This window comes from Butyrivibrio sp. MC2021 (assembly GCF_000621605.1).
Lineage (GTDB): Bacteria > Bacillota > Clostridia > Lachnospirales > Lachnospiraceae > Butyrivibrio.
Map to the genome: position 1 here is coordinate 260,312 of NZ_JHXX01000004.1, position 24,031 is coordinate 284,342.

The window sequence follows — 24,031 nt, forward strand, 5'->3', positions numbered from 1 at the left end:
CGCGAAAACGACAATTTTCTGATCTCCAGCCATGATTAAAGCAGACTAAATATAAACTCCACCCTCGAAAAAGCCGGAATTCAATTACATTTTCCGCCCCTCGTAACCATGTCACAGAAAACCGCTTTTTTCCTATAGAAAAGTATATCATAAAGAAAGTACTAAAAAAACATAATATAGCGCTTAAATTAATAAGTTTTATCAGATTTTTTCAACGTAAACGTTTAAGCAGGGCGGGTTACCTCCCGGGGGATGGTGTTTGAGATGGGAAAATACACATTATTCGCAGGAGTTTAGTCCGGGATATCTGGCGGGGATTCATCGCTTTATGGAAGAATGCAAATTCTTCGCATCTTCAAGTCCGGGCTTGCCTGCTGAGGGTGCTGCACCATGGTGAAATATAAATTATTCGCATCGTTCCCAACGGTGAGTTAGGGCACTTCATCTGTCCAGACGGTCTCATTTCACGTTGCTCAGAACACTCGACCGTCTGGCCATCTGAAGCGCTCCTAACTCATCCGCTGTGCCCGAATGTCTCGCAATTTACATTTCCCCATGGCACATCCCCCTCAGCAGGCAAGCCCTCACCGGAGACCGAAGATTTTTTTCATACTCCCAGGGCGCGCTAAATCTCCCGCCAGATATCCCTCATTTAACTCAGGAGATAATTTGTATTTTCTCCATGACACACAATATCCACCCGGGAGGTAAGTCCATAACGAGAGAGATGGGGATTTTGGTTTCCCGGAAAGGTGATGGATTGAAGAGGGTATGTAATTACATGGATAAACAAATTTCAGTTCCTTGGAGGAGGCCGGGGTGCAGGGGCGGAACCCATGCAAAAGCTGCGCCGAAACGGTCTTTTCTTTTGTTCGGAAACTTATTCCTCGTTTGCTTTCTTCCAACCGCAGTGTTATACTTTGTCTTGCAGTTCCGCTTCTAGGAACTATAAATATCTGTACACATCTAGGATTCACTGGCATTCGCCGAACTGATTCCAAATGACAGACAACATTTTTTAAGTATGGAGGAAATGACTTGAACGAAAAAAAGAACGGGCCTAAGAAATTAAGCTACAAAGATGCTACGGGGGAGATTAAGTATACGCTAAAAAGCGATATCGTCTTTCACTACACACTGCAAAGATCAGAGAAGGCGCTTCTCGGACTAGTATGTGCCCTAAGGGGAATAAAACCAGAAGAAGTAAAAAGCATCCATGTCGAGAATCCTATTGACCTCAATAACATATCTAAAGAGACAATTATTCTTTGCTAAAAGAAACTGTCCTTTACTGTATCACGGACCAAGACCTGATTATAGATGCCGAGCCGGAATTCTACGCCCACTATAAACTACTTAATGCAAAAAATCATATAGCTTACTCTGACATGATTGGCATAAACGTGCTAAACTTAAAGTACATAAATTTTGCAACACAAGAAGATATAGATAATGGACTTGTCTATTGGGCTAAGTTGTTTATGGCAGACACCTGGGAAGAGCTCCAAAGCCTGATTATAGGTCATATTGACATGGAGGAGGTGGCAAATTTGATCTTAGAGCTTAATACAGATAATCAAGCAAAAGAGATTCTCGAAGGACAGCGCAGATACAGAGAACAGATGGCCACTCAATATGCTGTAGGCCGCATGGATGCTCAGAAAGAATATGAAGGAACGATTGACCAACTGCAGGAAGAGCTTGATAAAAAAGACGCAACAATAGAAAATCTGAAATCCGAGCTCTCTCAGCATGATAAGGATCAGATAGAAAAAATGCTCAAGAAAGGCAAAACTCCTGAAGCAATAGTTGAGTTTTGTGATTATCCCATGGAACTTGTGTTGGATGTGAAAAAAGAGATTGACGGGAAATAAATAGAAATGATCAGAGCCTTCGGTGCGATGCATCGGAGGCGTTTTTTGTGGTGAGAACAGTATGGCAGGTTCTCAATGACTCATTAGGGACGGTTCTCAGTGGGGCTATGACTAGCAAATCATATTCTGATCAAGCACTTCGCGTCATGACTCAATGAGAACCGTCCCTAATGGGGCAATTGAGAACCGGATGGGACAACAAGAACAGCACAATGAATAATCCAACTGAGGCAGATTGGATCTGACCCCGTTAACAAATTGTGAACAACATAGAATAGCGCCGGTCAGTACAGTTCACAGTTTGTTGATGGGGACAGTTGCCCCTTGGCGGCAGTTCTTGACTCATTGGGGACGGTTCTCAATGGGGCTAATGTCCCCAGCCTCGCAGGTCACAGTTTGATGACGGGGCCCCCAATTGGTTCATTGGGCACAAAAAAGTCCGCCGTACCGGGGAGCCGGCACGGCGGGCTGAACTTTTAGATATTAGCTATTTAATTGTTTTACTATGCAGTTTTATCAAGGCTTCTCAAAGATAATTGCTGTTGGAGTATTATTTGTTGAGTTATCATTATCAGGATCTTTGAATACTACCTGAATCTGAGCACCTACAGGAATAGCAGAATCTCCAGTTGCATTCCAAACTGAACCCTTAACTGTAACAGCCTTACCCTTAAAAGTTGCAACACCATTAGACACATCAGCAAAAGTACCTGACGAAGATGCCCTATACTGAATCTTCTCAATATCATTTGCAAAAGTGATTACAGAACTAGCTGTACCGTTAATTGTCAACTTACCACCTTTGTCAGGTCCAATCTTTCCATTGAATGAGCCATAAGCAGCTGCTGTCTGATCAAGTGTTGCATTTGTAACTGTATAAGCATCATTTGTTACATAATTTACAGAAGCAGCCTGAGCAGTCTGTCCACTACCAGCCTTAGGTGCCCAAGACCATGTAAGAGTTAACTTAGGAGCCTGAGCTTCAGTTGCTGCATGTGAAACTCCTCCTAATACAGAAATCGGAACTGCCTGGAATGTTGATCCAGCCTTCTCAGCATACTCATACTTTTTAGTCTTTGTATTATAAACTATAGTATACTCATTAGGTGCTTTATCTGCTGCAACTACTGTAGTAACGCCTGTCGAAGCATTAGTAATCTGAGTTGTTACTCCACCTACTTTAAGTCCAAGATAAAGCGCTGCATCATCTGGATCAGCTAAGAGTGTATTACCATGAGTCGCAGCTGTAGTATCACCAAGAGTTATAGGATCAGAAGTAGCAGCTGTTGCAACAGCCTTTACAGTTACATCAAGATCTTTTATTGTACTCTTATTGATGAAATAAACAGTATCGCTTTCATTTGCATATCCATTAGCAGTCTTGAAATATACATAGGTATCATTCTTAGGCTGTGTCCATGCTGTTCCAAGTCTTGCACCGTTTGTAGTCTTCAGCATTTCCTGAGGATCCATAATAAATGCAAATGTAGTAGCTGTAGTTGTAGGAAGTACTACCTTGGTAACACTTGTATTAACATAACCTTCTGCAGCGCCCTGACCTTCAACCGCTGTGCCTGCGCCTGTGTCGGCCTCTGTGGCATCAGCTGCAAATGCTGTTACTGTGCTTCCAAATACCATTGTTGCTGCAAGTAAAACTGCTAAAAATCTGTTTGTTCTCATAAAAGAAATCCTCCTTGATTTTATATCTCTTCCGCCTCATCATGAGTCGGTAGTTACTTTTGTTAAGAATCAATGTTGATTGTTACTCCGACGTTTACCGTGCTTAGAGTTTTCTGGTTTTCGTCAACTAGATGGTACACCATTGTGCAGTTATAACTCCCGGCACTAAGTTTCTTATCCAGTTTAATTTGATCCAGCTCACCTCCTAACGGAATTACAGGAGACTGGTATATCGGGTTCTCTTCGTCGTCTTCCAGGAAGATGTCAAAGTAGACATCATTACTGTTCCCACTGTCATTGGCGACATAAGCATCATCCGATACGGAATCCCCAGTTGCAAAGTGCCAAACATTGTTCATGGTTGCTGTGAAGTATCCCGGAGGAGTATATTCTTGTGTGAACAAATCTTCAGTGACTTCTTCTACATTCTCCTCTGTTAGGACGACACTTCGTTTTCCTTCAGTTGCTTCCTCCTTTTTGTCTTTTCTCCCGGTAGTGAGTAAGACGATAACGGTAACCAAAAGGATGATAATTACCACTATCCCAGCAAAGATAAGAGCCTTACCGGCTACTGGAGAGTTGCCCTTTTTTTCTGTCTCGTTAGACATTGATGTATCCTCCGACATTAGTATGTATTTCTAGCTATCAGTTATATCGGCATTTCTTTTTAAAACTTTAGAGGTAGCATCAAACTTTATTCAGTTTTTAGAATTTCTTATGTGCACACTTTATCTCCGTTGGTAACCGCATTGTAGCACCCATTTATAAACTAAAAATAAACTAGTAATAAAAAGAATGGATATTCGGTCATTTTTAATTGCTTTATTTCACACATATTGCTTAAAAATGAAATTTTATTAAGACGCCATCCCCCGGAAGGCCGCAGAAAAGGCGTAGCTACGCGGTTTTCGTAGCTACGCCCTATATAGACTATCCTTATGCCTGCTTCCTCTGAAGCTCTCTGATATCACTGGAATTCTTCTGAATTGCCAGCTTCATAACCTCTATATCGGTTATGGCAGAATCAAATCTGTCTGCGCTCTCTGTGTACCTCCTGGAAGTATCCAGATAGCACTGCTCGATGGTACTGAGTCTTGGAATTACGTTGTTTTCCATCTGGCCAACCTTGATCACCCGTACATCCTGTTCAAGGTTATCCAGTCTTGGAACCACATTGTTCTCCAACATGTCAACCTTGACAACCTTCATATCCTGTTCAAGGTTATCCAGTCTTGGAATCACATTGTTCTCCAGCATATCAACCTTGACAACCTTCATATCCTGCTCGAGGTTATCAAGTCTCTTATCAATGCTTTCAAATCTCTTGTCAATAGTATCGAACCGCTTAGAAAACAGTCCTTCTATTGCATTTAAATCTTCTTTTGTTAAAAACATTTTTCGTCATGCAAAATTATGATACCACACCTCAACCGAAAATCTCAATCTCAAAATTCCCCCGCAAAATTCATTACTGCAGCAGCGACAGCACGCCCTGATTGGTCTGATTGGCCTGGGCTAGCATCATCTGGCCGGCCTGCATAAGGATGTTTCTGTTGGAGTAGTCCACCATCTCCGAGGCCATCTCCGTATCCCTGATGGTACTCTCGGCGTCCTGGGTGTTCTCTGTTACATTTTCCAGGTTTCTGACGGTGTGCTCCAGCCTGTTCTGGTAAGCACCCAGGTTGGATCTTTCTCTGGAATTAAGCTCGATAGCATTTTTAACACACTCAATTCCCCTGAGGGCGCCGTCGCCGGTCCTGTCCTCCACATTCACATCCCAGAGTTCCAGGGTACTGCAATTGACGGGATTGATGCTGAGCATCATCTCATTATCGGTCTCTGAGCCCACCTGCAGGATTAGCTCCAGGGGCCCTGCATATTCCATATAGAAGTTACCCTCTTCGTCTCCGCTTCCTCTGTATTGAACGGACACAGAGCCGGTCTGCTCCACGTTGTTCCTCATGAGGGCATTGGCGATATCCTTGTAGACACTGGATTTGGATATGGGATAAGGATGGTCGACGGTTCCGTACTGAATCGGTTCCTCCCCCTCTCCCGGCTGCGTTACGGGGGCTCCGTCCACGGCGTAGTAGACGGTCTGACCGCCCTCCTGACGGGATAAAATATCTCCGCTTTGAAGGGGCGTTATAGAATAACAGGCGAGATCATCATTACTGGTGGCGGCCCTGAGGCTCTCTCCGGTAATTCCGGACCAGGGAAGATCCGGCATATTGGGAGTAACCCATTCCTGAGGAATGCCGTTAAGCACTTTTAACTCATTAAAAGTAGTTGTGGCCCCGGTTCTGTCTATTTCCACCTGAAGCTCATTTATCTCGCTCTGTATATAGGATCTGTCTTCAAAGGTGAGGGTATCGTTGGCGGCCTTGACGCAGAGCTCGTTCATTCTCTGGAGCATCTCATGAACCTCATTCATGGCTCCCTCTGCGGACTGCAGCAGGGAAATTCCGTCCTGGGCATTGTCCGTAGCCTGAGTAAGCCCGCGCACCTGCCGTCTCATCTTCTCGGATATGGCAAGGCCCGCAGCGTCGTCCGCAGCTCTGTTTATCCTGTACCCCGAAGATAATTTTTCAGATGCCCGTTTCTGGTCACGTACATTTATATTCAGCATTCTGTTCGCATTCATGGCGAGTAGACTGTGCTGTACGACCATCCTTTTCCCTCACATAAAAAAGTACATAGTTACATTTCTTATATCGGCATAAGTCACCATATTTTTGACATATATATAATAAGTAATATAATGATGTAGGTGTCAAAATATTAATAAGAAGAATCGAGAAAACTATTATGAATATATATATTTCAGGAATATCCGGAACCGGCATGGGACCTTTGGCTTTGATGGCAAGAAAGGCCGGAATCAATGTGTACGGCTCCGACAGAAGTCTTGGAGCAATTGCCAAGGAACTTGAAAATGCCGGTATCGAGTACCAGGTGGGCCCTCAGGACGGAACATATTTTTCTGAAAAAATAGATACTGTCGGAATTGACTGGTTCATTTACACTTCAGCACTTCCCCAGGATCATCCTGAGCTTCTGATGGCAAAAGAGCGTGGAATCAAGGTATCCAAGCGTGATGAGCTCATCGCGAAGCTGGTAAAAGAGCTTGACCTTAAAATGGTGGCTGTAGCAGGAACCCACGGCAAAACAACCACTACCTCAATGCTGGTCTGGGCCATAGACAAGCTCAGGGACGAGAGCGGTAACAGACTCCTGCCCTCTTCATATCTGGTGGGAACCATTCTTTCTTTTGCCCCATCCGGATCTTACAAAGAGGGCGATAAGTTCTTTATATATGAAGCGGATGAGTACGACAGGAATTTCCTTCATTTCCATCCATGGGTCAGCCTTATAACCTATGTGTCCTACGATCATCCTGATATTTACAAGACAAGAAAAGATTACGAAGAGGCCTTCATACAGTTTGAGGAGCAGTCTCAGAACGTGATCTTTGCTACAAAAGAGGCATCTCTCCATGGCGTAGATGTCCTTAAAGCAGGAGGAAAAGAGCCTCAGATCATCCCTGAGATCGACAAGCGGATCACTCTTTCCGGAAGTCCCAGAAGAGAGGATGCCACCAGTGCATTTTTTGCCCTGAAAGAAATGCTCCGTCACTGCGGCCAGGAGGTTTCGGACGAGAAAATAATTGAAGTTTTAAATTCATTCCCCGGCGTAAGACGCAGATTCGAGCGTGTAAGTGAAGGCTTTTATTCAGATTATGCCCACCATCCGGAGGAGGTAAAAGCTACTATAGATATAGCTTCTGAAGAGGCAGGAAAGCTCGGCAAAAAAGGCGTTGTTGTAGTTTACCAGCCCCATCAGAACACCCGTCAGCACGAGGTCAGAGCCCTGTACAAGGATGCCTTTGACAAGGCGGACAGGATCTACTGGCTTCCTACCTTCCTTACAAGAGAAGATGAATCCCTTCCCGTGATCACGCCCAAGGAGTTCATAGCTGATTTAAATGTTAAAGATAAGGCCTTTGTGGCAGAGCTTGATGATGACCTTGCAGAAAAGATCAAAGCAGATCACAGCGAAGGCTACCTTGTCATTCTTCTGACTGCGGGACCTGCAGATGCCTGGTTCAGAAAAACTTTTGCGGAGTAAAAAAAAATTCCTTTTGCTAAATTGCACTAAGGGAACTTTGTTGATAACACCGGGAGCCGGAGATGTGGTTAAAATCGGGGATGAACTCCCCCGCAGGAAATACTTTTCCACTTTTCCACTTTTAATATCAGTTTTATGTTAATCCTTTGATGTGGATAACAGCCATCATTTGTGGGTAAACGTTTTCGTAAAGATTTCCCACTGTTGATGGCTGTTTCATTTTTTCCTGATAAAATAATCCACGTTATCCACATTATCCACAAAGTTATGTGTATAAGGGAACCCAGACGGGGCCTGAAATATCTTCGTTACTTTTGTCCATATCATCTCAAAAATCACCATGCTATAATCTGAATTGTTCCGAAAAACATAAGAAAAATTTTAGACTTTTAATAAATGAGCTTATGGTTTTGGATAAACATGCGAAGTAGGTGATTAAGTTTATGATGGGGCGAGTTTCAATCAGTCATTCTTTAGGGGAGGATTCAACAAATGTATCAAACATCTTTATCGACGAATACATGCAAGACGCAAACGATGCGCAGATTAAGATCTACCTCTATCTGCTGCGGATGATGAGTGCGAATTTATCCACCAGCGTATCCGCATTGGCCGATAAATTCAATCATACAGAAAAAGACGTTATCCGTTCTTTAAAATATTGGGAAAAAAAGGGACTCATCAGCCTTGAGTATGATGCATCCCAGAACCTTACAGGAATCCATATGGAGGATATCACTTCCCAGAGGAATCTGGCCAGAAGGAAGGAAGATACAGTTTTACGTGCCCTTCCACCGGTTACTCCTGCCAGGGAACAGAGCAAGATCACTTCCATCGCTGCTCCTGCCAAGCCCAATTATTCGGTGGCTATGCTCAGATCCTTTAAACAGTCTGAGGGCCAGGGCCTTTTGTTTATTGCAGAGCAGTATTTCGGAAGAACTCTTAATCCGACAGAGATTTCTACTATTTATTACATACATGATGAGCTTAAATTTTCAGATGAACTTTTGGACTATCTGATGCAGTACTGTGTCGATAATCATAAAACTGACTTCCGTTACATGGAAAAAGTTGCCATCAACTGGAGTCAGGAAGGCATCACAACGCTAAAACAGGCTCGTGCGGAAAACTACAAACATGACAGTGACATCATCACTATCATGAAAGCACTTGGTTTGGAGAACAATCCTACTGATAAGGAAGTGTCCTACATCAACAAGTGGCGCGGGGAGTTGGGATTTACGATGGATATCATTCAGGAAGCCTGCGATCGTACTGTTTTAGCAACTCAGAAGAACCGCCTGCGTTACTGCGACGGTATTCTTAAGAGCTGGCATGAAAAAAATGTTTTATCCAGGGAGGATATAGCCAGATTAGATGCCAATTTTACCGCAGATCTTAAACAAAAGAGATCTAAGGCTTCTAATTCCATCGATAATAAAGCTCGTTACGGCGAATCATCTATTCGCCTTGGCGGAGTTCAGAACCGTTTCAATCAGTTCGAGCAGAACACCTATGATTTTGCCGAGCTGGAGGAGAAGCTTCTGGACAACTGATCGATTGCCTGTCTGTTGCCATAAGCGGCAGATGACAATCTTCTACTCCTGGTCAATTGGGGAATTGGCAAAGGGGCATTACAGCACTTTAGCCCTGTACTTTGGCTTAGCGGCGGCGTTTTCGCCTTCCCTGATACACGTACAGGGCTACATTTGTGCAATGACGTATCACACTACTCTACTCTTATGAAGGAGGAACTTTTTCATGGCACTGACCAATGCTCAATATGACGAGATCATGCATGAATACGAGGAAAGAAGGGCTCTCCACAGGTCAGAACTGGAGGACCGTCAGCGTCAGGTCTACGAAAATGTTCCGGGCTACAAGGAACTGGAGGACGAATCCGCCAGCGCCAGTGTACGCTTTGGCAAAAGACTTTTATCCGGCGAGAAACTGGATCGAAATATACTGAAAAATCAGTTGGCTGAGCTGGCCAGGCAGAAACAGCTTCTTTTGACGGAGGCACAGTTTGCTTCCGATTATCTGGAGATGGGTTACACCTGTCCCGACTGCAAGGACACGGGCTACATCGGCAATGATAAATGCCACTGCTTCAAGCAGAAGATCATCGATGTGCTCTACGACAAGTCCAATCTCAAGGCCCTGGCAAGACAGGCCAATTTCAAGCTTTTATCAGATAAATATTATCAGGGAGAAGATCTTAAGCGCTTCCTTGGAGCCAAGAAGGCTGCTGAAGATTTTATAAATAGTTTCAAGGACCACTACCAAAATCTATTTATTTATGGTACAGTGGGTACTGGCAAATCGTTCCTGTCTGTTTGTGTTGCCAATGAGCTCCTGAAACGTGGGAACTCGGTGATATATTTCAGCTCATCAGGTCTGTTTCAGCTTCTGGCTGACAATGCTTTCAGTTCAAATAAAAAGATGGACAGGCAGAGCACCTATGATGACATCTATGGGTGCGACCTGCTGGTGATCGATGATCTTGGAACGGAGCTGACCAACTCCTTTGTTGCAACGGAGCTTTTTTCCTGCATCAATGAGCGTGATCTCCGGAAAAAGAGCACTATCATCACCACCAATCTTTCCCTTGAGCAGCTGCAGGCCGCTTATTCGGACCGCATTTTCTCAAGGATCACCAGCAACTACAGGCTTCTTAAGCTATCAGGCCAGGATATAAGAAAATTAAAAAAACTTGCCCAAAAAGAAAGTGAGGTTTTGCAGTAATGCCAAGAAGAGAAGAGAAACGTAATCTGGAGACCATTCCTGTCGGTTCCCTGGGTATCATCCCTTTAAAGGGTGTAAGGTCACTGGCCGATAAGGTCGATTACTATCTCGTTAAATGGAGAGCAGAACGAGAAAACGAGCACAAAGGAAGCCTGGCTTTTACAGGTTATGAGCGTCCTTCCTATATCTTAGACGCTGAGGTGCCTAGATTCGGTACCGGTGAGGCCAAGGGTGTTATCAAGGCTTCTGTAAGAGGTGATGACCTCTATCTGCTGGTAGATGTTTGTAACTACTCTCAGACCTATTCTTTATTTGGTCAGGAAAATCATATGTCTCCTGATGATCACTATCAGGATCTCAAAAGAATCATTGCAGCTGTAGGCGGTAAGGCCAGAAGAATCACAGTTATCATGCCTTTCCTCTACGAGTCAAGACAGCACAAGAGAAGTTCAAGAGAATCTCTTGACTGCGCTATCGCTCTTCAGGAGCTAGTGAACATGGGTGTAGACAATATCATCACCTTCGATGCTCACGATCCGAGAGTTCAGAATGCTATTCCTCTTAACGGTTTTGAGACCGTTCGTACTACATATCAGTTTATTAAGGCTCTTCTTCGCAACGTGGATGATCTGAAGATCGATTCAGACAACATGATGGTTATCAGCCCGGATGAGGGCGGAATGGGCCGTGCTATATATCTTGCCAGCGTACTTGGCCTCGATGTGGGAATGTTCTACAAGAGACGTGACTACACACAGGTTGTGGATGGCAGAAATCCTATCGTATCTCACGAGTTCCTGGGCTCCAGTGTTGAGGGCAAGTCAGTTATCATCGTTGACGATATGATCTCATCAGGAGAGAGTCTCCTGGATGTTGCCAAGGCTCTTAAGGACAGGAAGGCCGAGAGAATCTACGCATTCTCAACCTTTGGTCTTTTCACCAGCGGTCTTGAGCAGTTTGATAAGGCCTATGAAGAGGGCGTTATCGACAGAATCCTTACAACCAACCTGATCTACCAGACTCCGGAGCTGCTTTCAAGGGAGTGGTATATCAGCTGTGATATGAGTAAGTATATTGCTTACCTTATTGATACACTTAACCATGATGCTTCTATCAGTGATCTGCTTAACCCTGTGGAGCGTATCAACAGTATTATTGAGCGTTACAATTCGGGAGAACTCAAGGCTTCCCTTGAGGCTGAGAAGAAGGGTTGAGATAGAGGACGGAATCTTGCGGGGCAAGCCTGGACAGGCCGGCGGAACGAAAGTTTACTCGCATCACCCTACTCCTTGATTTTCTAAGCAAAAAAAATACCGGGAAAGAAAGCTTTCACGTTGTTCAGAACAGCTTTCTTTCCCGGATTTTTTTTGCTCTGCAGCAGAATCCCATGCTCCGTCCTATTACTGTTCGTTCTTCTTGAGTTCTGTGTAGAGAGCGGCACAAGTGTTGAAATAGTAAGGATTTGTATAGAAAATTGCCAGGATTCCGCAGGTAAGTGCAGAAAGGATGAACCAGCCGAGGAATGAGAGATCCAGCACAAATGCTTTCCACTTGTAGCCTGTCATCATCTGGCGTGATTTGGTAATAACCTCTGTAGCTGAAAGCTCAGGATAATCCTTAAGGATGTAAGGAACCATTCTGTAGGAATAGGACTTTACGATGCCCGGAATAACGAAGAGACATGACCACAGGGTAATGAAGAGGTCACGTAAAAACAGTGTGATGAATACGCGACCGTATTCATTGAAGCCTTCTTTGATAACTGAAAGTGGTGTTGTGTTGTCTTCTACGTTCAGGCGGAAGAATCTGAAACATCCAACGTTGAGAGGGTTAAATACAAAAATTCTTAATATGAATGCTACTACACTGATGATCAGGAGTGCAGCCAATATTGCCATGGTGATGATCATGATCTGATCAGGATCCAGATTGGCTGTTGCTTCAGTAAGCTCTGCACTGTAGGAATCGGTGCTTGTTCTGCAGCTGACTGCGGTTCCTGCTCCGAAGAGAGACATGATAATGCCTGCAATTACGCTGTTCTTGTAGTTGGCTTTCATTGCAGATTTTCCCTGGTACTTTAAATCACTGTTTGTCCACATATCTTTTTTCCATCCTCCTCTATTTGTGAAATTTAATAGTTGTTATCATTATAACACATACAAATACACAAATTAAGGTGATATGTGGAATGATTAGCCACCCGGGAGGACATAGAAAGGGCGATAGGTACAGTAGTGACGGTTCTTGGATGAATATCTTAAAAAAGGGTTGTGATGTCCATGAGTTTGTCGATTCGGGCGTAGAGTTTTTTTCTAAGTTCCTCGTCGGGTTCTGTGAGGTCGGGAACCATGATGACGTTGCAGCCTGCAAGGTAGGCGCTGATGACGCCGTTGGGGGAATCCTCCACGGCGAAGGTCTCCTTGGGGTCAAGGCCCAGCTGCTGGCAGGCGTAAGCATATATGTCCGGAGCGGGCTTTCCCTGCTTTACCATATCTGAGCAGATGATCCTGTCGAAGTGATCGAAAAGGCCCAGCTTGGTGAGATAGCCTTTTGTCCTCTCATATTCATTGGCTGTGGCGATACAGGTGAGGATACCATGCTCCCGGAGCCAGGTGAGAATCTCCACTGCACCGGGCTTAAGGGGTATTCCGTTCTCTTTTATAATATCGGCCACCAGGCCTCTTCTATACTCTCTTACCTCATGATAGTCGAAGTCCTCTCCAAAGAGTTCCTTGAATCTCTTGGGTGCAAAGGGCCTTCCCAGAGAGCGAAACTCCAGGGGCATCCAGGGCTCGCACTTGTAGCCGAAATGCTCCAGGGCCTGTGGCCATGCCTTCTGGTAATATTTTTCTGTGTCTGTAAGGGTTCCGTCTAAGTCGAAAATTACTGCTTTTATGCTCATAACTCGTAATACTCCGCGTTTATATACTTTGTATCATCCTCAAAGGCTGAGGGCTCGGTGTGGGTCTCGTTTACTTCCACAGTGTTTCCGCCTCCGAAAATACTTGTAAACAGTGACTTCATTGTGTCAGATCCGATGAATGCAACGTCTGAGGAAACAGCACTTACCGCTCCCTTTTGCTCATCGCTGCAGGTAACCTTGGCGCAGTCCCTGATCTTGAGCCTTTCTCTGATGAGCTCAGCGGGAATGTCTTTCGCGATCTTAAGAAGAGCGCAGTCTCTGATAAGTATACCATCTGCTGCCGCTTCAAGGGTTACTCTGTCAAGGTTGGCAATCGGCATATCTTCCATTACGATGCCCTCAGCGACAACGATTTTTTTGTAGGAAGCCTTGATCTCGTTAAGTCTTGGCACACATTCCTGATTGGTGACCAGCTCGCCCTCCACAACAAGGGATTCAAGCCTGTTTAGTGCACTCATATTTGCAGAAGAAATATGGGCATTTCCTATTATATACAGATTGGTTCCGTAGGTGTTAACATACTGGTCGTCGATCTCGTTCTCATCCTCAACGATAACCCTGCAGTTATCGGGGATCTCCACGATCTCCGCCTCAATGTTAAAAAGAGGAAGAGCTGCATCAAGGTGACTCTTTCTGATGTAAATCTTATCTGTTGAAAACTTCACGTTCTTTTCAGCAAGCTTGTTAAAATTGGTCTCCGGGTCATTGTCATAGATAAAAGTGGCTGCAAAATATCCGGTATTTTCCGGTGCTCTCATAGGAAAATACTTATCAAGCTTATATCTGTTTGCGAGGAGTACATAGTCATCGGGATATGCCTTAGTCATGCCGTTTATGGAAAGTCCCGGGAAAGGCAGCATTGCTGCAATGCTCTTGGGGCAAAGGATGATTCCGTTGACGGTTATGCGGCAGTACTTTTTCAAAACCTCTTGGGAACCGGGGGCTATCTTCAGCATTCCATTGACGGAGATAGCGGTACCCTCTGCCACGGTTGAATTGGGCGAAATCTCATATACACCGTTGATGGTCTGGGTCATGTTGCCTGGAGCTTCGCCGATGTCCTTGCTCCTAACCTCCTCAGCCTTTATATTAAAGGGAAGTCTGTTGAGGATTTCTTTACTTCTGTCATCAACGATAAGGTTCTCTGTATAAATTCTGATACTGGAAAACTCCTTGTAGTTGTCTTCGTTAATTCTTCTTGCGTCACAGGTTTCACAGTTGATTCTGAGTTTCATGTTTTTCCCCTTTCAAACGTATGTATTCATATTATTTTTTTCCTTAAATGTTCTCTTGCCTCGTGGAGTTTGCTCCTGACCGTTCCGGCGGGAAGCCCCAGCATCTCTCCTATCTGTTTGGAGGAAAAGCCCTCCACATGCCTTAGGATCAGTAGCTTAGCCTCAAGAACGTCCATGGTCCTAAGCACCTCAAGGATCTCTTTTTCCGAATACTTATCATAGAAGTTCTGCTGTATGGGCAGTTCCTCGGAGTCTGTCATCTCGCCCTGAAGGCACTCGTTTTTTCTTTTCCTCACGGTGTCGATAAAAACGTTCTTGATGGTGCGGTAGAGCCAGGCTCTTTTCTGAGGAAATGACAGGCCCTCAATCTCGTCGTAATGGTCGATGGCACGTAGGAAGCCTTCCTGAACCATCTCCTTTGCCATATCCTCGTCCTGAGTCATGATGCAGCACCACTTGAGCAGCTCGGTATTTAGTTGTTTATACAAGTCGGTAATTTCCTGCTCCATTTTGTTCCCCCTGCGGTGTCAGCCCCCGGTTAATTGCTGCTCGCGTTGCCACGCTATCATACTCACAATTATATAACGATTCCAATCGGTACCACGAGTGAAAATACGTATTTTTCCTAAGCGCTAACTGAACCAGATACAAATTAACCATAATTATCCTCCAACGATCTAAAACTATCCATAATCATTTGTTACTGTTCAAAAGCGCTTTCTGTATATATAACGTTTGAAAAAAGAAAAGTGTTGGAAATATTTTAAAAAATTTTCCAACACTTTTGTCATGTATTACAGTTCCTTCTCATAGCACAGGAAATCCTGATCGTACATAAAGCACTCCCCAACCACGTTGAATCCAAAGGTGGCATAGCAGCGGATTGCCTTGATGTTGTGCTTGTTAACCAGGAAATGAATTCCCTTGTAGCCGCGTCTTTTCAGCTCTTCCATTCCGAACCGGAGCATTATGCGGCCAAGGCCCCTACTCTGCTCATCCGAAAGCACTGCCAGTCTGGCAAGCTCGCTTGAGGGATTAAGATTCGGGTTCCAGCATTCAAGGGCGTCCACGTCCGGATCCTCCTCAAGGGAGATGGCGGCGTGGATCCTGCCGTCTATTTTAAGGACATACAGCGCATCTCTGGACAGGTCGAAGTCTATGGTCTGGTTGGACGGATAGTCCTCATCCCAGGGGCAGAACTCGCGGCCCTTCTGCATGTCATACAGGGCAAGGATCTCAGCTCTGTCGTTTTCCGTGGCAAGAATAATCTTATAGTCCTTCATTAGTTGTCTCCATGAATATCTTTATAATACTTGCTGTCTGTAGTTGCATTAAAACCGTCAAGGAAATATTCCTTTGGCATATATTGTTCATAATCAAGATCCATAAAGTAATTGCAGAAGATCTGCTCAGCATAGATAATCCGGCCCTCGCCGTCTGTCAGCGCATAGACAAAGCCGTTGTAGGAATCCGCATTTACCGCGAGCAGCTGATAAGTTTTTTCCTCCTCCACGTCGTAATAGCCGGTGTATTCGGTGGATTCATAGGCCTTCAGCCTTTTTACCTCCGCATCATACTCTGACGGTGTATAGTCAACCACAAGGTATCCCAGATACTGGGCATCCCAGGGGTTGTAGTAGACCATCTTGAAATCCTCCACCTTCATGGAGTCAGTGATCTTCTCAGGCCATATGGTCTCATCCATGCCCCACTTGGTCCACTGAGTATCCACGCCCTCCTGATATGCTCCGTTGGAGAAGTTCATATATTCGTTGTAATGGGAAACATCGTCGTACTCTTCAATTGGCGACAGCCCCACCATAACCATGAGGATTCCAACAATAACAGTCATTACGATAACACGCCAGAATGCTACGGCTAGGCCTATAATAGTCGCGAGCTTAATGCTGCGGACAAGCTTCTTGTTCTTCACTATCTTTTCCAGAAGTCCTGTCACATATAAGGTAACAACCGACATTATAACCAGCGCTATAAATGTAACAAACAGGACTCCTTTGTTTATCTTGTTTGAAGCAATCCCAATCGTCTGTAATCCTATGGATGCAAGCAACACCAGAACTCCGATGAAGCTTATGATCTGCATCCTGCGAAGGAGCTTACTCTTTTCCTCATTGGCATAATCCGCCATCTTGGTGGCCACTTCCCTTACTTCCTTATCCATCATCTCGCTTTTTCTCTCCCCTTCAATAATCTCTCTGACATCAACTCCGTAGAAATCTGCGATCTCCACCAGCAGCGATATATCCGGAAGATTGCTCCCGGTCTCCCACCTTGAAATGGATCTGGTGCTCACATTAAAAACCTGTGCCAGCTGCTGTTGTGTCATCTGTTTCTCATGCCTTAGTTCTCTCAAAAATCTGCCTGACTTTTGCTGATCCAAATGTGTTTTCCTCCTCTTCCTTAGGATATACCAAGTGTAAAAAAGTCCTCCGCCAAATACAACGACACAAAGCGAGAAATGCCCATATTTAGCCACCGGACACGGTATGTCCGGTAGGATTTAGACTTATGAATAACATAGCTCAATATGATGACACGGGTCTCAAGGTCATAACACTTATCATGCAAGCACTCTTTCTTTTTATTTATAAACCTTTCTCATACTAAAGCCGACGGTGATGATAAGTCAAGGGGAGTCAGCTGGGACGGTTTCGCATTGCACTTTTTATGCCTTTTGCTTATACTTCAATTGTGAACAATTTAAGGAGGTCGGTTACAAATGAAGAAATTTAGTGAAATTGAATATCATCGTCCGGATATCGAGGCGCTTAAAAAGGCAGTAGAAGATGCTGCAGCCAAGATTCGCGATGCCAAGAGCTACCAGGAGGTCAAAGACGCTTACTTTGCTCTTCAGGAGCGTGAAGAAGCCGATGAAACCATGTATACCGTGGCTCACATCCGCAACACCGTCAATATGAAGGATGAGTTTTACGACAAGGAACTCCAGTGGCTTCAGGAGGCATTTGCCGGGACTATTCCTCAGTACAATGCCTTTGCAAAAGCACTGACAGGATCACAGTTCAGGCCCCAGTTCGAGGAAGAATTCGGTGCACAGCTCCTTAGAAAGCTAGATGCTTCTCTGCTGACAAGCGATGAAAAGATCATTCCCGAGACTATACGCTGCGAGCAGCTTAGTCAGGAATATAGCAAAACAGCAGCCGGTGCAACCACCGACTTCAGAGGTGAAGAATGTAATTTCTATGGACTTCTTAAGCACATGCAGAGCACAGACCGCGCAGAGCGTAAGGAAGCCTTTGAAGCCTGGGCTGCCCTCTATGAAAAAATAAGCCCTGAGCTTGAGGCACAGTACGCAGAGCTGGTTAAGCTCCGCAACGAGATGGCTCTGAAAATGGGCTTTAACAACTATACCGAGATGGCTTACGTCAATAGAAACCGCTTCGATTATAAAGCGGAAGATGCAGCCAAATTCCGTGAGCAGGTCAGAGAGATAATCACTCCGGCGGTTGCTAAGCTGCGCAAGATCCAGCAGGAAAAGCTGGGCGTTGATAAGCTTTTCTACTATGATGAAGAGCTTATTTTCCCCGATGGAAATGCTACACCGATCGGAACCACACAGGAGCTCATTGATAAGGCCCAGAAGATGTACACAGAGATGAGTGCCGAGACCGGGGAGTTCTTTGATTTTATGAAAAAATATGAGCTCTTTGATCTGGAGACCAGACCAGGCAAGCACATGGGCGGCTATATGACCTCTATGTCCCTTTTCAAGGCTCCTTTCATCTTCAGCAATTTCAACGGAACCTCAGCGGATGTGGACGTTCTTACCCATGAGGCAGGTCATGCATTCCAGGGATATCTCGCCCTGAGATCCATTGATGTAGATGCACTTAGAGGCTCAACAGCAGAGATAAACGAGATTCATTCCATGTCAATGGAACACTTCGCTTACCCCTGGATGGAGCTGTTCTTTGAGGAAAATACAGAGAAGTATGTTACTTCACATCTTCTTGGAGCCCTCTGCACAATTCCTTATCTGGTAAGTGTTGATGAATTCCAGCACGAGGTTTATGCTCATCCTGAATATACAGCAGCTGACTGGAAAAGAACCTGGCGTGAGATTGAGCAGAAATACATGCCCTGGCGTGATTATGATGGAAATGAATTCCTGGAGGCCGGTGGTTTCTGGATGCAGAAGCAGCACATCTTCCTCTATCCTTTCTACTACATCGAATATGCCATGTCACAGATCTGTGCATTCCAGTACTATGGTCGCATGAAAGAGGACAGAAAGAAGGCCTGGGAGGATTATCTTCGTCTTTGCCGCGCAGGCGGAACCAAGGGCTACTTGGAGCTTCTTAAGATCGGAAATCTCTTAAGTCCCTTCGATGCCGGAACAGTTGAAAAGAGTACTGCTCATGTGATTGAGGAGTTGTCAAAGCGTTATACGGTTTAATACAAAGAGGTCCAGTCCCCATCAAAACTCTGGGGACTGGCCTTTTTTTTATTCCTTTATTGTGAAGGTCACCTTCTTAGTGCCTGCATAATCACCTTTTCCAGTGATCACAATACTTGCTTTTCCGGGTAAAACATTGTCGAAATATTCAAGGGTATAATCCGTTCCCTCCATAAGAGTCTTCTTGCCATATTTCACGGTCAGGTTGTCAATCCTGATTTCCTCGCCGGTGTGGGTTCTGGCCTTGATGGCAGACACCTTCGCATTTTTCATCAGGAGCTTGTCTGTTATTACAGCATCGATGGTCAGTTTGTCTGTAGCCAGATAGTTTCCTTTTCCTTCCACAAAAACCTTGTGGGTGCCAACCTCTGTAAAGTCATCCTCTGCAGAGGAGCTGAGGATGAAATCCCTGTTTTTCTTAAGGGTTATCTTCTTGTCGTTTCTGTATATAACCAGAGAAGGCTTAACCTTGATGCGATTTCCTGTATATCGATAAAAATAAGTATTCTCAAAAGCCATTTTGTATTCCACACCGTCTGCGGTGATACTTCCCTTTTTAGCAAGCTCCGTAAGATTCAGTGGTTCGATAACAAAATCAACCTTAAGTTTTCCCTTATTCTCCTTTGCCAATTTAGTTCTAAGCTTACCCTTAAGAGTCACGGTAACGCTGGCGGTTCCTGCCTTTACATTGTTCTTGTACTTAACGGTATAATCCTTTTTGACTCTGAGAAGCTTCTTGTAATCATATACATGAAGCGCTGAGAGTTTTTTCGCTTTTCCATTGTAAACAAGGCTCTGGCTGCTTCCCGCACACCAGATTCCTTCAGGAACATCCGCCGGTGACTTAAAGCCCTGCTCCTTAATATCTTCCTCTGTGACATCTCCCCAGTCATCCTCGGGAACATCATCTCCCTCTTCGGGAGCCTTGGTCCACTTGGCATATATCTTAACGTCTTTAAATACTCTTTTGCCAAAAACATATTTGGTTTTAAAGGTGGAATCCGCATACCAGCCCTCAAGCACATGGCCGTCATAGCTGATCTTCGGCTCTGTTACGTAGCTTCCGAAGGCGACCTTCTGATTCTCCAGAGTCTTGTCACAGTTGGTGACGAACCTGACTGTCATATAATCCGGCTCACCTTCAGGGATGAATGTGGCAGTTGTTTTACCGAGCTCATCAATGCCGTCATACCAGCCTTTGTTGTTTACAGGAAAATAGATATTGAATTTCTTATATGTAATTTTGTCAATATTGGTAATATAGTCCCCGTAAAAATGTACCTCTACGTCCTCGGGCCATAAAGAAAAGAGTGAGGAGTAAACTATATTGATATCACTAATGTTTTTATATACATACAAACTCTTTGTTATAGAGGGGCAACAGGTTGTTTCTGCTGTAACTACGGTCTTTGGCAAAACAAAGGTCTCGACTCTTGTTCCGCTGAAAGCGTTCTCTTTAATGGTTTTTACCCCGGTTCCAATATCGATGGTCTTAATCTCGCCGCAATCGCAAAACGCTGCATAACCAATAGTCTTGGCCTTATCCCCAAACTTCAGGTTTCCAATATCGCAGGATCCAAACGCACACTTTCCGATGTAATCTGCATTTAGTTCAAGATTTTCAAATTCAGAGAAACTGGCTGCAAAAAAGCTATCCTGTCCAATGGTTTTTGCATTCTTTATGGCAGCGGCGATTCCTTTTACTTCCTTTGCAAAAAGCAGCTCTGCAAATGCGAAGTCCCCTACGCTTTCAAAGCTTGTTCCATCTTCAATGGTTATGGAGTCTATGCTGGTAATGGCATAAAAAACATATTTTCCAACAGTTTTGACTGTTTTTGGAATGGAGAATCTCCTTAAATTGCTGGTTTGAGCAAAGCTGTAATCTCCAATATGTGTTACTCCGTTTTCTATCTCAACTTCTCTTATTTCGCGGCCAAGCTCTCTCCATGGCGCAGCATTGGATATTGAGTAATCAGTCATGGCTCCACTGCCGGAAATAACAAGCTTCTTGCTATCCTTGTAGTTAGTGCTGTCTACCAGTTCCCATATGACATTCTCGCCGCACTTATTATTTATTTCTCTGTTAAGGGAATAAAAAGGAATGCTTCCTTCCTGATCGGGATAAGGCCACATGAAAGCGTTGGTGAATTCCCTTGTGTATTCATCTGTCCAGCCTGAGCCTCCGTAATATACGCAGGAGCCCAGTACGTAAGCTCCCCCATGAACTTTGGGATCACATATCTTAGGTGCATCGCCTAAAAATATCACCTTGGAAAAGCGGCTGCAGGCAAGAGCTGACATATCAAATTCTTCCAGAGAAGCCGGAAAAGTTATACTTTTCGCTCCATCTATGACACCGCAAAAAGCAAAAGCACCAACAGATTTAATGCCTTTTCCTATTGTAATGTTCGCTATGAACGGATGATCATAAAAGGCATAGTCGCCTATTCGCGTAATCTCATCACCGATCACCAGCTTAAAGTCGCGGTGACTGCATGCATCAGCCCAGGGGGCAGGTTCGTCCTTTGTATAGTCCTTTATATCTCCGGATCCGGAAATTGTAAGGATTCCTCTCTCAAAGGTCCAGGTGGCATTCTCTCCGCAGGTGCCACTGGTTGCAGGTTTATCAGTTGACTCGTCCAAAAGACTTGCATCCTCTGATAAAGCGGAAGTTTCTTCCTCCAGAATGATTTCTTCTGAAGGCTCTTTGATTGAATTATCTTCTATTGTTATTTCTTCCGGGGAATACTCTTCCGAATAATCAGACTCCTCAGCGCCATATGGCTCTGCTGCACTTACAGAGGGCAGTGCAAGCCCATTATCAAACAGTAACGCCGCGCCAAGAATAAGCGCAGCTATCCTTACATTTTTTCCCATTTTTCATACTCCTCACAATACTTTTTTGACACATATCTATGATATACGAATTGCTCAGCAAGTGCTACGGCTTCATATATTTTATCCCGGCATCGGCAAACTAAGAACCCCTTTACTCTCCAAAAACATCAAAGCAAAAACCACCAGCCATCCACCTATAATAATTCCCAATATCACCTTTATAGCAATATCCCGCCTTAGATCATAAAATTTCACCTTTCCCAGGCCAATTAGAAGCACCCATATCCCGACAACAACATAGATAAGAGGAAATAACTGAAAAAATAAAACTCCGGTTTCTATACATCCCCCAAATACAAAGCATCCCACAAAAATAAACAAAACACCTACAACACGGAGCTTAAATCCAGCATTCCAATCAATGTATGCAGAATTCCATACACCTGGACGATAGAAAAAACCATTGTTCATCAGATAGTGTTCTATAATGGAATACAACTTTTGAGCATCATAGTTGATATTAGGATAATCCTTCGCATCAACCTTTTTTCTCCAAGGCAGATTATCCGAAGCCGAAACCGAATACACGGTTTTCGTTTGCGTACTCGTCGGTGGAGTATAATCATAACGCTGTGCTGTCATTTCGCCACCGCAAAAGGTCTTGTTTTTTCGAAGCTTGTACTTCACAGAAAAAGATCGAAGTTTCTTTTCATCCACATTCTGAGGCACCTCTTGTACCTTCCAGTGTCCAATAACCGTATTCCCTTTTACTTCTACAACAAATGGGTATTCCTCAGAGTTTAAATCCCTAACAATTGCCTCTTTTAATTCTTCACGTTCCATTATCGTGACTCCAACATTTTTCTTTTTATTATCTGGAAATAATCATTATTTTTCTTCCACAAGCGTTTCTTTTCCATCATTCGTATAAATAATCAGAACATAAAAAACACAGCAAATGTCAGAGGCCAGTCCCCATTAAAACTCTGGGGACTGGCCTTTTCTATGCATTAAAATCCAAGAGTATCATTCACAAGGATAACGTGGATCCTGTCTGCATGTCTTGAATAGCGGGTTGTCAAAAACTGACAGCAGATGGTGTCAGGTGACTTGCAGTCCATGCACTTTCCTGTCTTGCTGCAGGGTGTGGCAAGGCCGAAACGCTGTGCGTTGATGGGAGCTGCCACATTGCGTGCCCTCTTCATGGCACCGTCAAGGTCACCGCAGACCTTGTTCATGCCTACGATGAAAAGAACCTTCTTAGGTCCCTGGCAGATCATGGAAACACGATTGGAATTGCCGTCGATATTTACAAGAATGCCGTCATCGGTCATGGCATTACAGCTGGAAAGGAAGAAATCGGCATCGTAGCCTGCCAGCATTGCTGCTCTTTTTTCCTCTGGAGTCTTGGCTGTATCTCTGTCAATGAAATTGTAGTTGCCCTTCTTTACAGCTTCCACAAGGCCAATCTCATGAGCACTCATAGCTCCGCCCATGGTAACGCTGCTGCCCTCAGGAATGATCTCCAGTGCTATCTTAAGAGCCTCCTCTTTGGTGGCTGCGTAGTAGCCTGTCATATTTCTGGACTTAAGCCCCTCGATTGTCTTTTGTGCCAGCAGTTCATTTCTCTTGGTAATGTTCTCGTTCATGCCTATCCCTCCTACCTTTCACAACATGTTTATCCTTTGGGATTCACCCCATATTTCTTCATCAGCTGCTTCATAAAGAGCGGCTGAATAATGAATATAATTACATAGCCCACAATAAAGCAGATCACCAGGGAGCTGAGGAACATGGGCAAAAAGCTTATCTGCGCCATGCCGCCGCTCTGTCTCATGGCGTTTCTGTAGGCCAGAATAACCATGACAAGAGTTATTATGGGAGTATAAATGCAATTGGATATAAGGCTCTCTAGGAGTCTTGCGGGAAGTGATCCCCGCTGCAGTTTAAATCTTCTGCAGGCCCCTGCTCCCAGCTTGCCCATGGGAATCAAAAATCCAATAGCAAAACTGATAATCGTACTTATCACAAAGCTCAGCAGAAATCCTACTATGGAAAAGCTTCCGGAATTCTTCATCCCGATGAGATTTCCCACCAGTGACATACAACAGCTCATGACCAGGCCCATTCTGATGCTCATGCCCATTGCAACTTTCTTCATGCTTTTTTCCAT

General features: G+C 44.4%; 21 protein-coding genes. 7 read left to right on the forward strand and 14 right to left on the reverse strand.

The genetic code is table 11. The features are described from left to right. Positions 1-1,038 precede the first annotated feature (1,038 nt). Complete coding sequence (locus T359_RS0110625) at positions 1,039-1,275, forward strand: hypothetical protein (protein ID WP_026517470.1); 237 nt, start codon at positions 1,039-1,041, stop codon at positions 1,273-1,275. Continuing rightward, complete coding sequence (locus T359_RS0110630) at positions 1,269-1,874, forward strand: hypothetical protein (protein ID WP_026517471.1); 606 nt, start codon at positions 1,269-1,271, stop codon at positions 1,872-1,874. Before T359_RS0110625 ends, T359_RS0110630 begins: the two co-directional genes overlap by 7 nt. Before the next feature lie 516 nt (positions 1,875-2,390). Here T359_RS0110630 and T359_RS0110635 read toward each other — a convergent pair. From T359_RS0110635 to T359_RS23225, 4 genes are all read right to left on the reverse strand, one after another. Beyond that, on the reverse strand, positions 2,391-3,554 hold the full coding sequence (locus tag T359_RS0110635) for a hypothetical protein (RefSeq protein WP_026517472.1): 1,164 nt from the start codon (positions 3,552-3,554) through the stop codon (positions 2,391-2,393). A gap of 62 nt (positions 3,555-3,616) precedes the next feature. Beyond that, positions 3,617-4,162, reverse strand: coding sequence for a hypothetical protein (locus T359_RS0110640; protein WP_026517473.1), 546 nt, complete (start codon positions 4,160-4,162; stop codon positions 3,617-3,619). Between the two features lie 328 nt (positions 4,163-4,490). After that, positions 4,491-4,949, reverse strand: a complete 459-nt coding sequence (locus T359_RS0110645) for a hypothetical protein (protein ID WP_026517474.1) — start codon at positions 4,947-4,949, stop codon at positions 4,491-4,493. Between the two features lie 73 nt (positions 4,950-5,022). Next, positions 5,023-6,225, reverse strand: a complete 1,203-nt coding sequence (locus T359_RS23225) for a flagellin N-terminal helical domain-containing protein (RefSeq protein WP_026517475.1) — start codon at positions 6,223-6,225, stop codon at positions 5,023-5,025. Between the two features lie 137 nt (positions 6,226-6,362). On the opposite strand from T359_RS23225, the gene T359_RS0110655 reads away from it, so the two are divergent. From T359_RS0110655 to T359_RS0110670, 4 genes are all read left to right on the forward strand, one after another. Further along, a complete protein-coding gene (locus T359_RS0110655) occupies positions 6,363-7,682 on the forward strand; it encodes a Mur ligase domain-containing protein (RefSeq protein WP_026517476.1) in 1,320 nt (439 codons plus the stop codon). Between the two features lie 443 nt (positions 7,683-8,125). After that, positions 8,126-9,238 (forward strand): DnaD domain protein, encoded by a 1,113-nt coding sequence (locus tag T359_RS0110660; protein ID WP_242839080.1) that lies wholly within the window; start codon positions 8,126-8,128, stop codon positions 9,236-9,238. Between the two features lie 205 nt (positions 9,239-9,443). Then, positions 9,444-10,427 carry an ATP-binding protein gene (locus T359_RS0110665; protein ID WP_026517478.1) on the forward strand — a complete coding sequence of 328 codons (984 nt, stop codon included), beginning with the start codon at positions 9,444-9,446 and terminating at the stop codon, positions 10,425-10,427. Beyond that, complete coding sequence (locus tag T359_RS0110670) at positions 10,427-11,641, forward strand: ribose-phosphate pyrophosphokinase (RefSeq protein ID WP_026517479.1); 1,215 nt, start codon at positions 10,427-10,429, stop codon at positions 11,639-11,641. Before T359_RS0110665 ends, T359_RS0110670 begins: the two co-directional genes overlap by 1 nt. Positions 11,642-11,827: 186 nt before the next feature. Here the strand turns inward: T359_RS0110670 and T359_RS0110675 are convergent, their stop codons facing one another. From T359_RS0110675 to T359_RS21595, 6 genes are all read right to left on the reverse strand, one after another. Then, on the reverse strand, positions 11,828-12,526 hold the full coding sequence (locus T359_RS0110675) for a DUF975 family protein (RefSeq protein WP_026517480.1): 699 nt from the start codon (positions 12,524-12,526) through the stop codon (positions 11,828-11,830). 158 nt (positions 12,527-12,684) lie between these two features. After that, the gene (locus tag T359_RS0110680) at positions 12,685-13,329 is read right to left on the reverse strand and encodes an HAD family hydrolase (protein WP_026517481.1); all 645 of its coding nucleotides are present in this window, start codon (positions 13,327-13,329) and stop codon (positions 12,685-12,687) included. Further along, the gene (locus T359_RS0110685; protein WP_026517482.1) at positions 13,326-14,585 is read right to left on the reverse strand and encodes a hypothetical protein; all 1,260 of its coding nucleotides are present in this window, start codon (positions 14,583-14,585) and stop codon (positions 13,326-13,328) included. The genes T359_RS0110680 and T359_RS0110685 overlap by 4 nt, the downstream gene beginning before the upstream one ends. Positions 14,586-14,611: 26 nt before the next feature. Continuing rightward, the gene (locus T359_RS0110690) at positions 14,612-15,094 is read right to left on the reverse strand and encodes an RNA polymerase sigma factor (protein ID WP_026517483.1); all 483 of its coding nucleotides are present in this window, start codon (positions 15,092-15,094) and stop codon (positions 14,612-14,614) included. A gap of 285 nt (positions 15,095-15,379) precedes the next feature. Next, a complete protein-coding gene (locus T359_RS0110695) occupies positions 15,380-15,868 on the reverse strand; it encodes a GNAT family N-acetyltransferase (RefSeq protein ID WP_026517484.1) in 489 nt (162 codons plus the stop codon). Continuing rightward, complete coding sequence (locus T359_RS21595; protein WP_081795544.1) at positions 15,868-16,986, reverse strand: helix-turn-helix domain-containing protein; 1,119 nt, start codon at positions 16,984-16,986, stop codon at positions 15,868-15,870. Before T359_RS21595 ends, T359_RS0110695 begins: the two co-directional genes overlap by 1 nt. 339 nt (positions 16,987-17,325) lie before the next feature. Between T359_RS21595 and T359_RS20040 the strand changes: the two genes are divergently transcribed. Then, positions 17,326-19,020, forward strand: a complete 1,695-nt coding sequence (locus tag T359_RS20040; RefSeq protein ID WP_035784217.1) for a M3 family oligoendopeptidase — start codon at positions 17,326-17,328, stop codon at positions 19,018-19,020. 48 nt (positions 19,021-19,068) lie between these two features. Here T359_RS20040 and T359_RS0110710 read toward each other — a convergent pair whose 3' ends face one another. From T359_RS0110710 to T359_RS0110725, 4 genes are all read right to left on the reverse strand, one after another. Then, positions 19,069-21,897, reverse strand: a complete 2,829-nt coding sequence (locus T359_RS0110710; RefSeq protein WP_026517485.1) for a leucine-rich repeat domain-containing protein — start codon at positions 21,895-21,897, stop codon at positions 19,069-19,071. Positions 21,898-21,978: 81 nt separating this feature from the next. Further along, complete coding sequence (locus T359_RS0110715) at positions 21,979-22,701, reverse strand: hypothetical protein (protein ID WP_026517486.1); 723 nt, start codon at positions 22,699-22,701, stop codon at positions 21,979-21,981. Positions 22,702-22,868: 167 nt separating this feature from the next. Further along, positions 22,869-23,507: a lactate utilization protein gene (locus T359_RS0110720; protein WP_026517487.1), complete on the reverse strand. Its 639-nt coding sequence runs from the start codon at positions 23,505-23,507 to the stop codon at positions 22,869-22,871. Positions 23,508-23,536: 29 nt separating this feature from the next. After that, positions 23,537-24,031 carry a hypothetical protein gene (locus tag T359_RS0110725; RefSeq protein ID WP_051545257.1) on the reverse strand — a complete coding sequence of 165 codons (495 nt, stop codon included), beginning with the start codon at positions 24,029-24,031 and terminating at the stop codon, positions 23,537-23,539.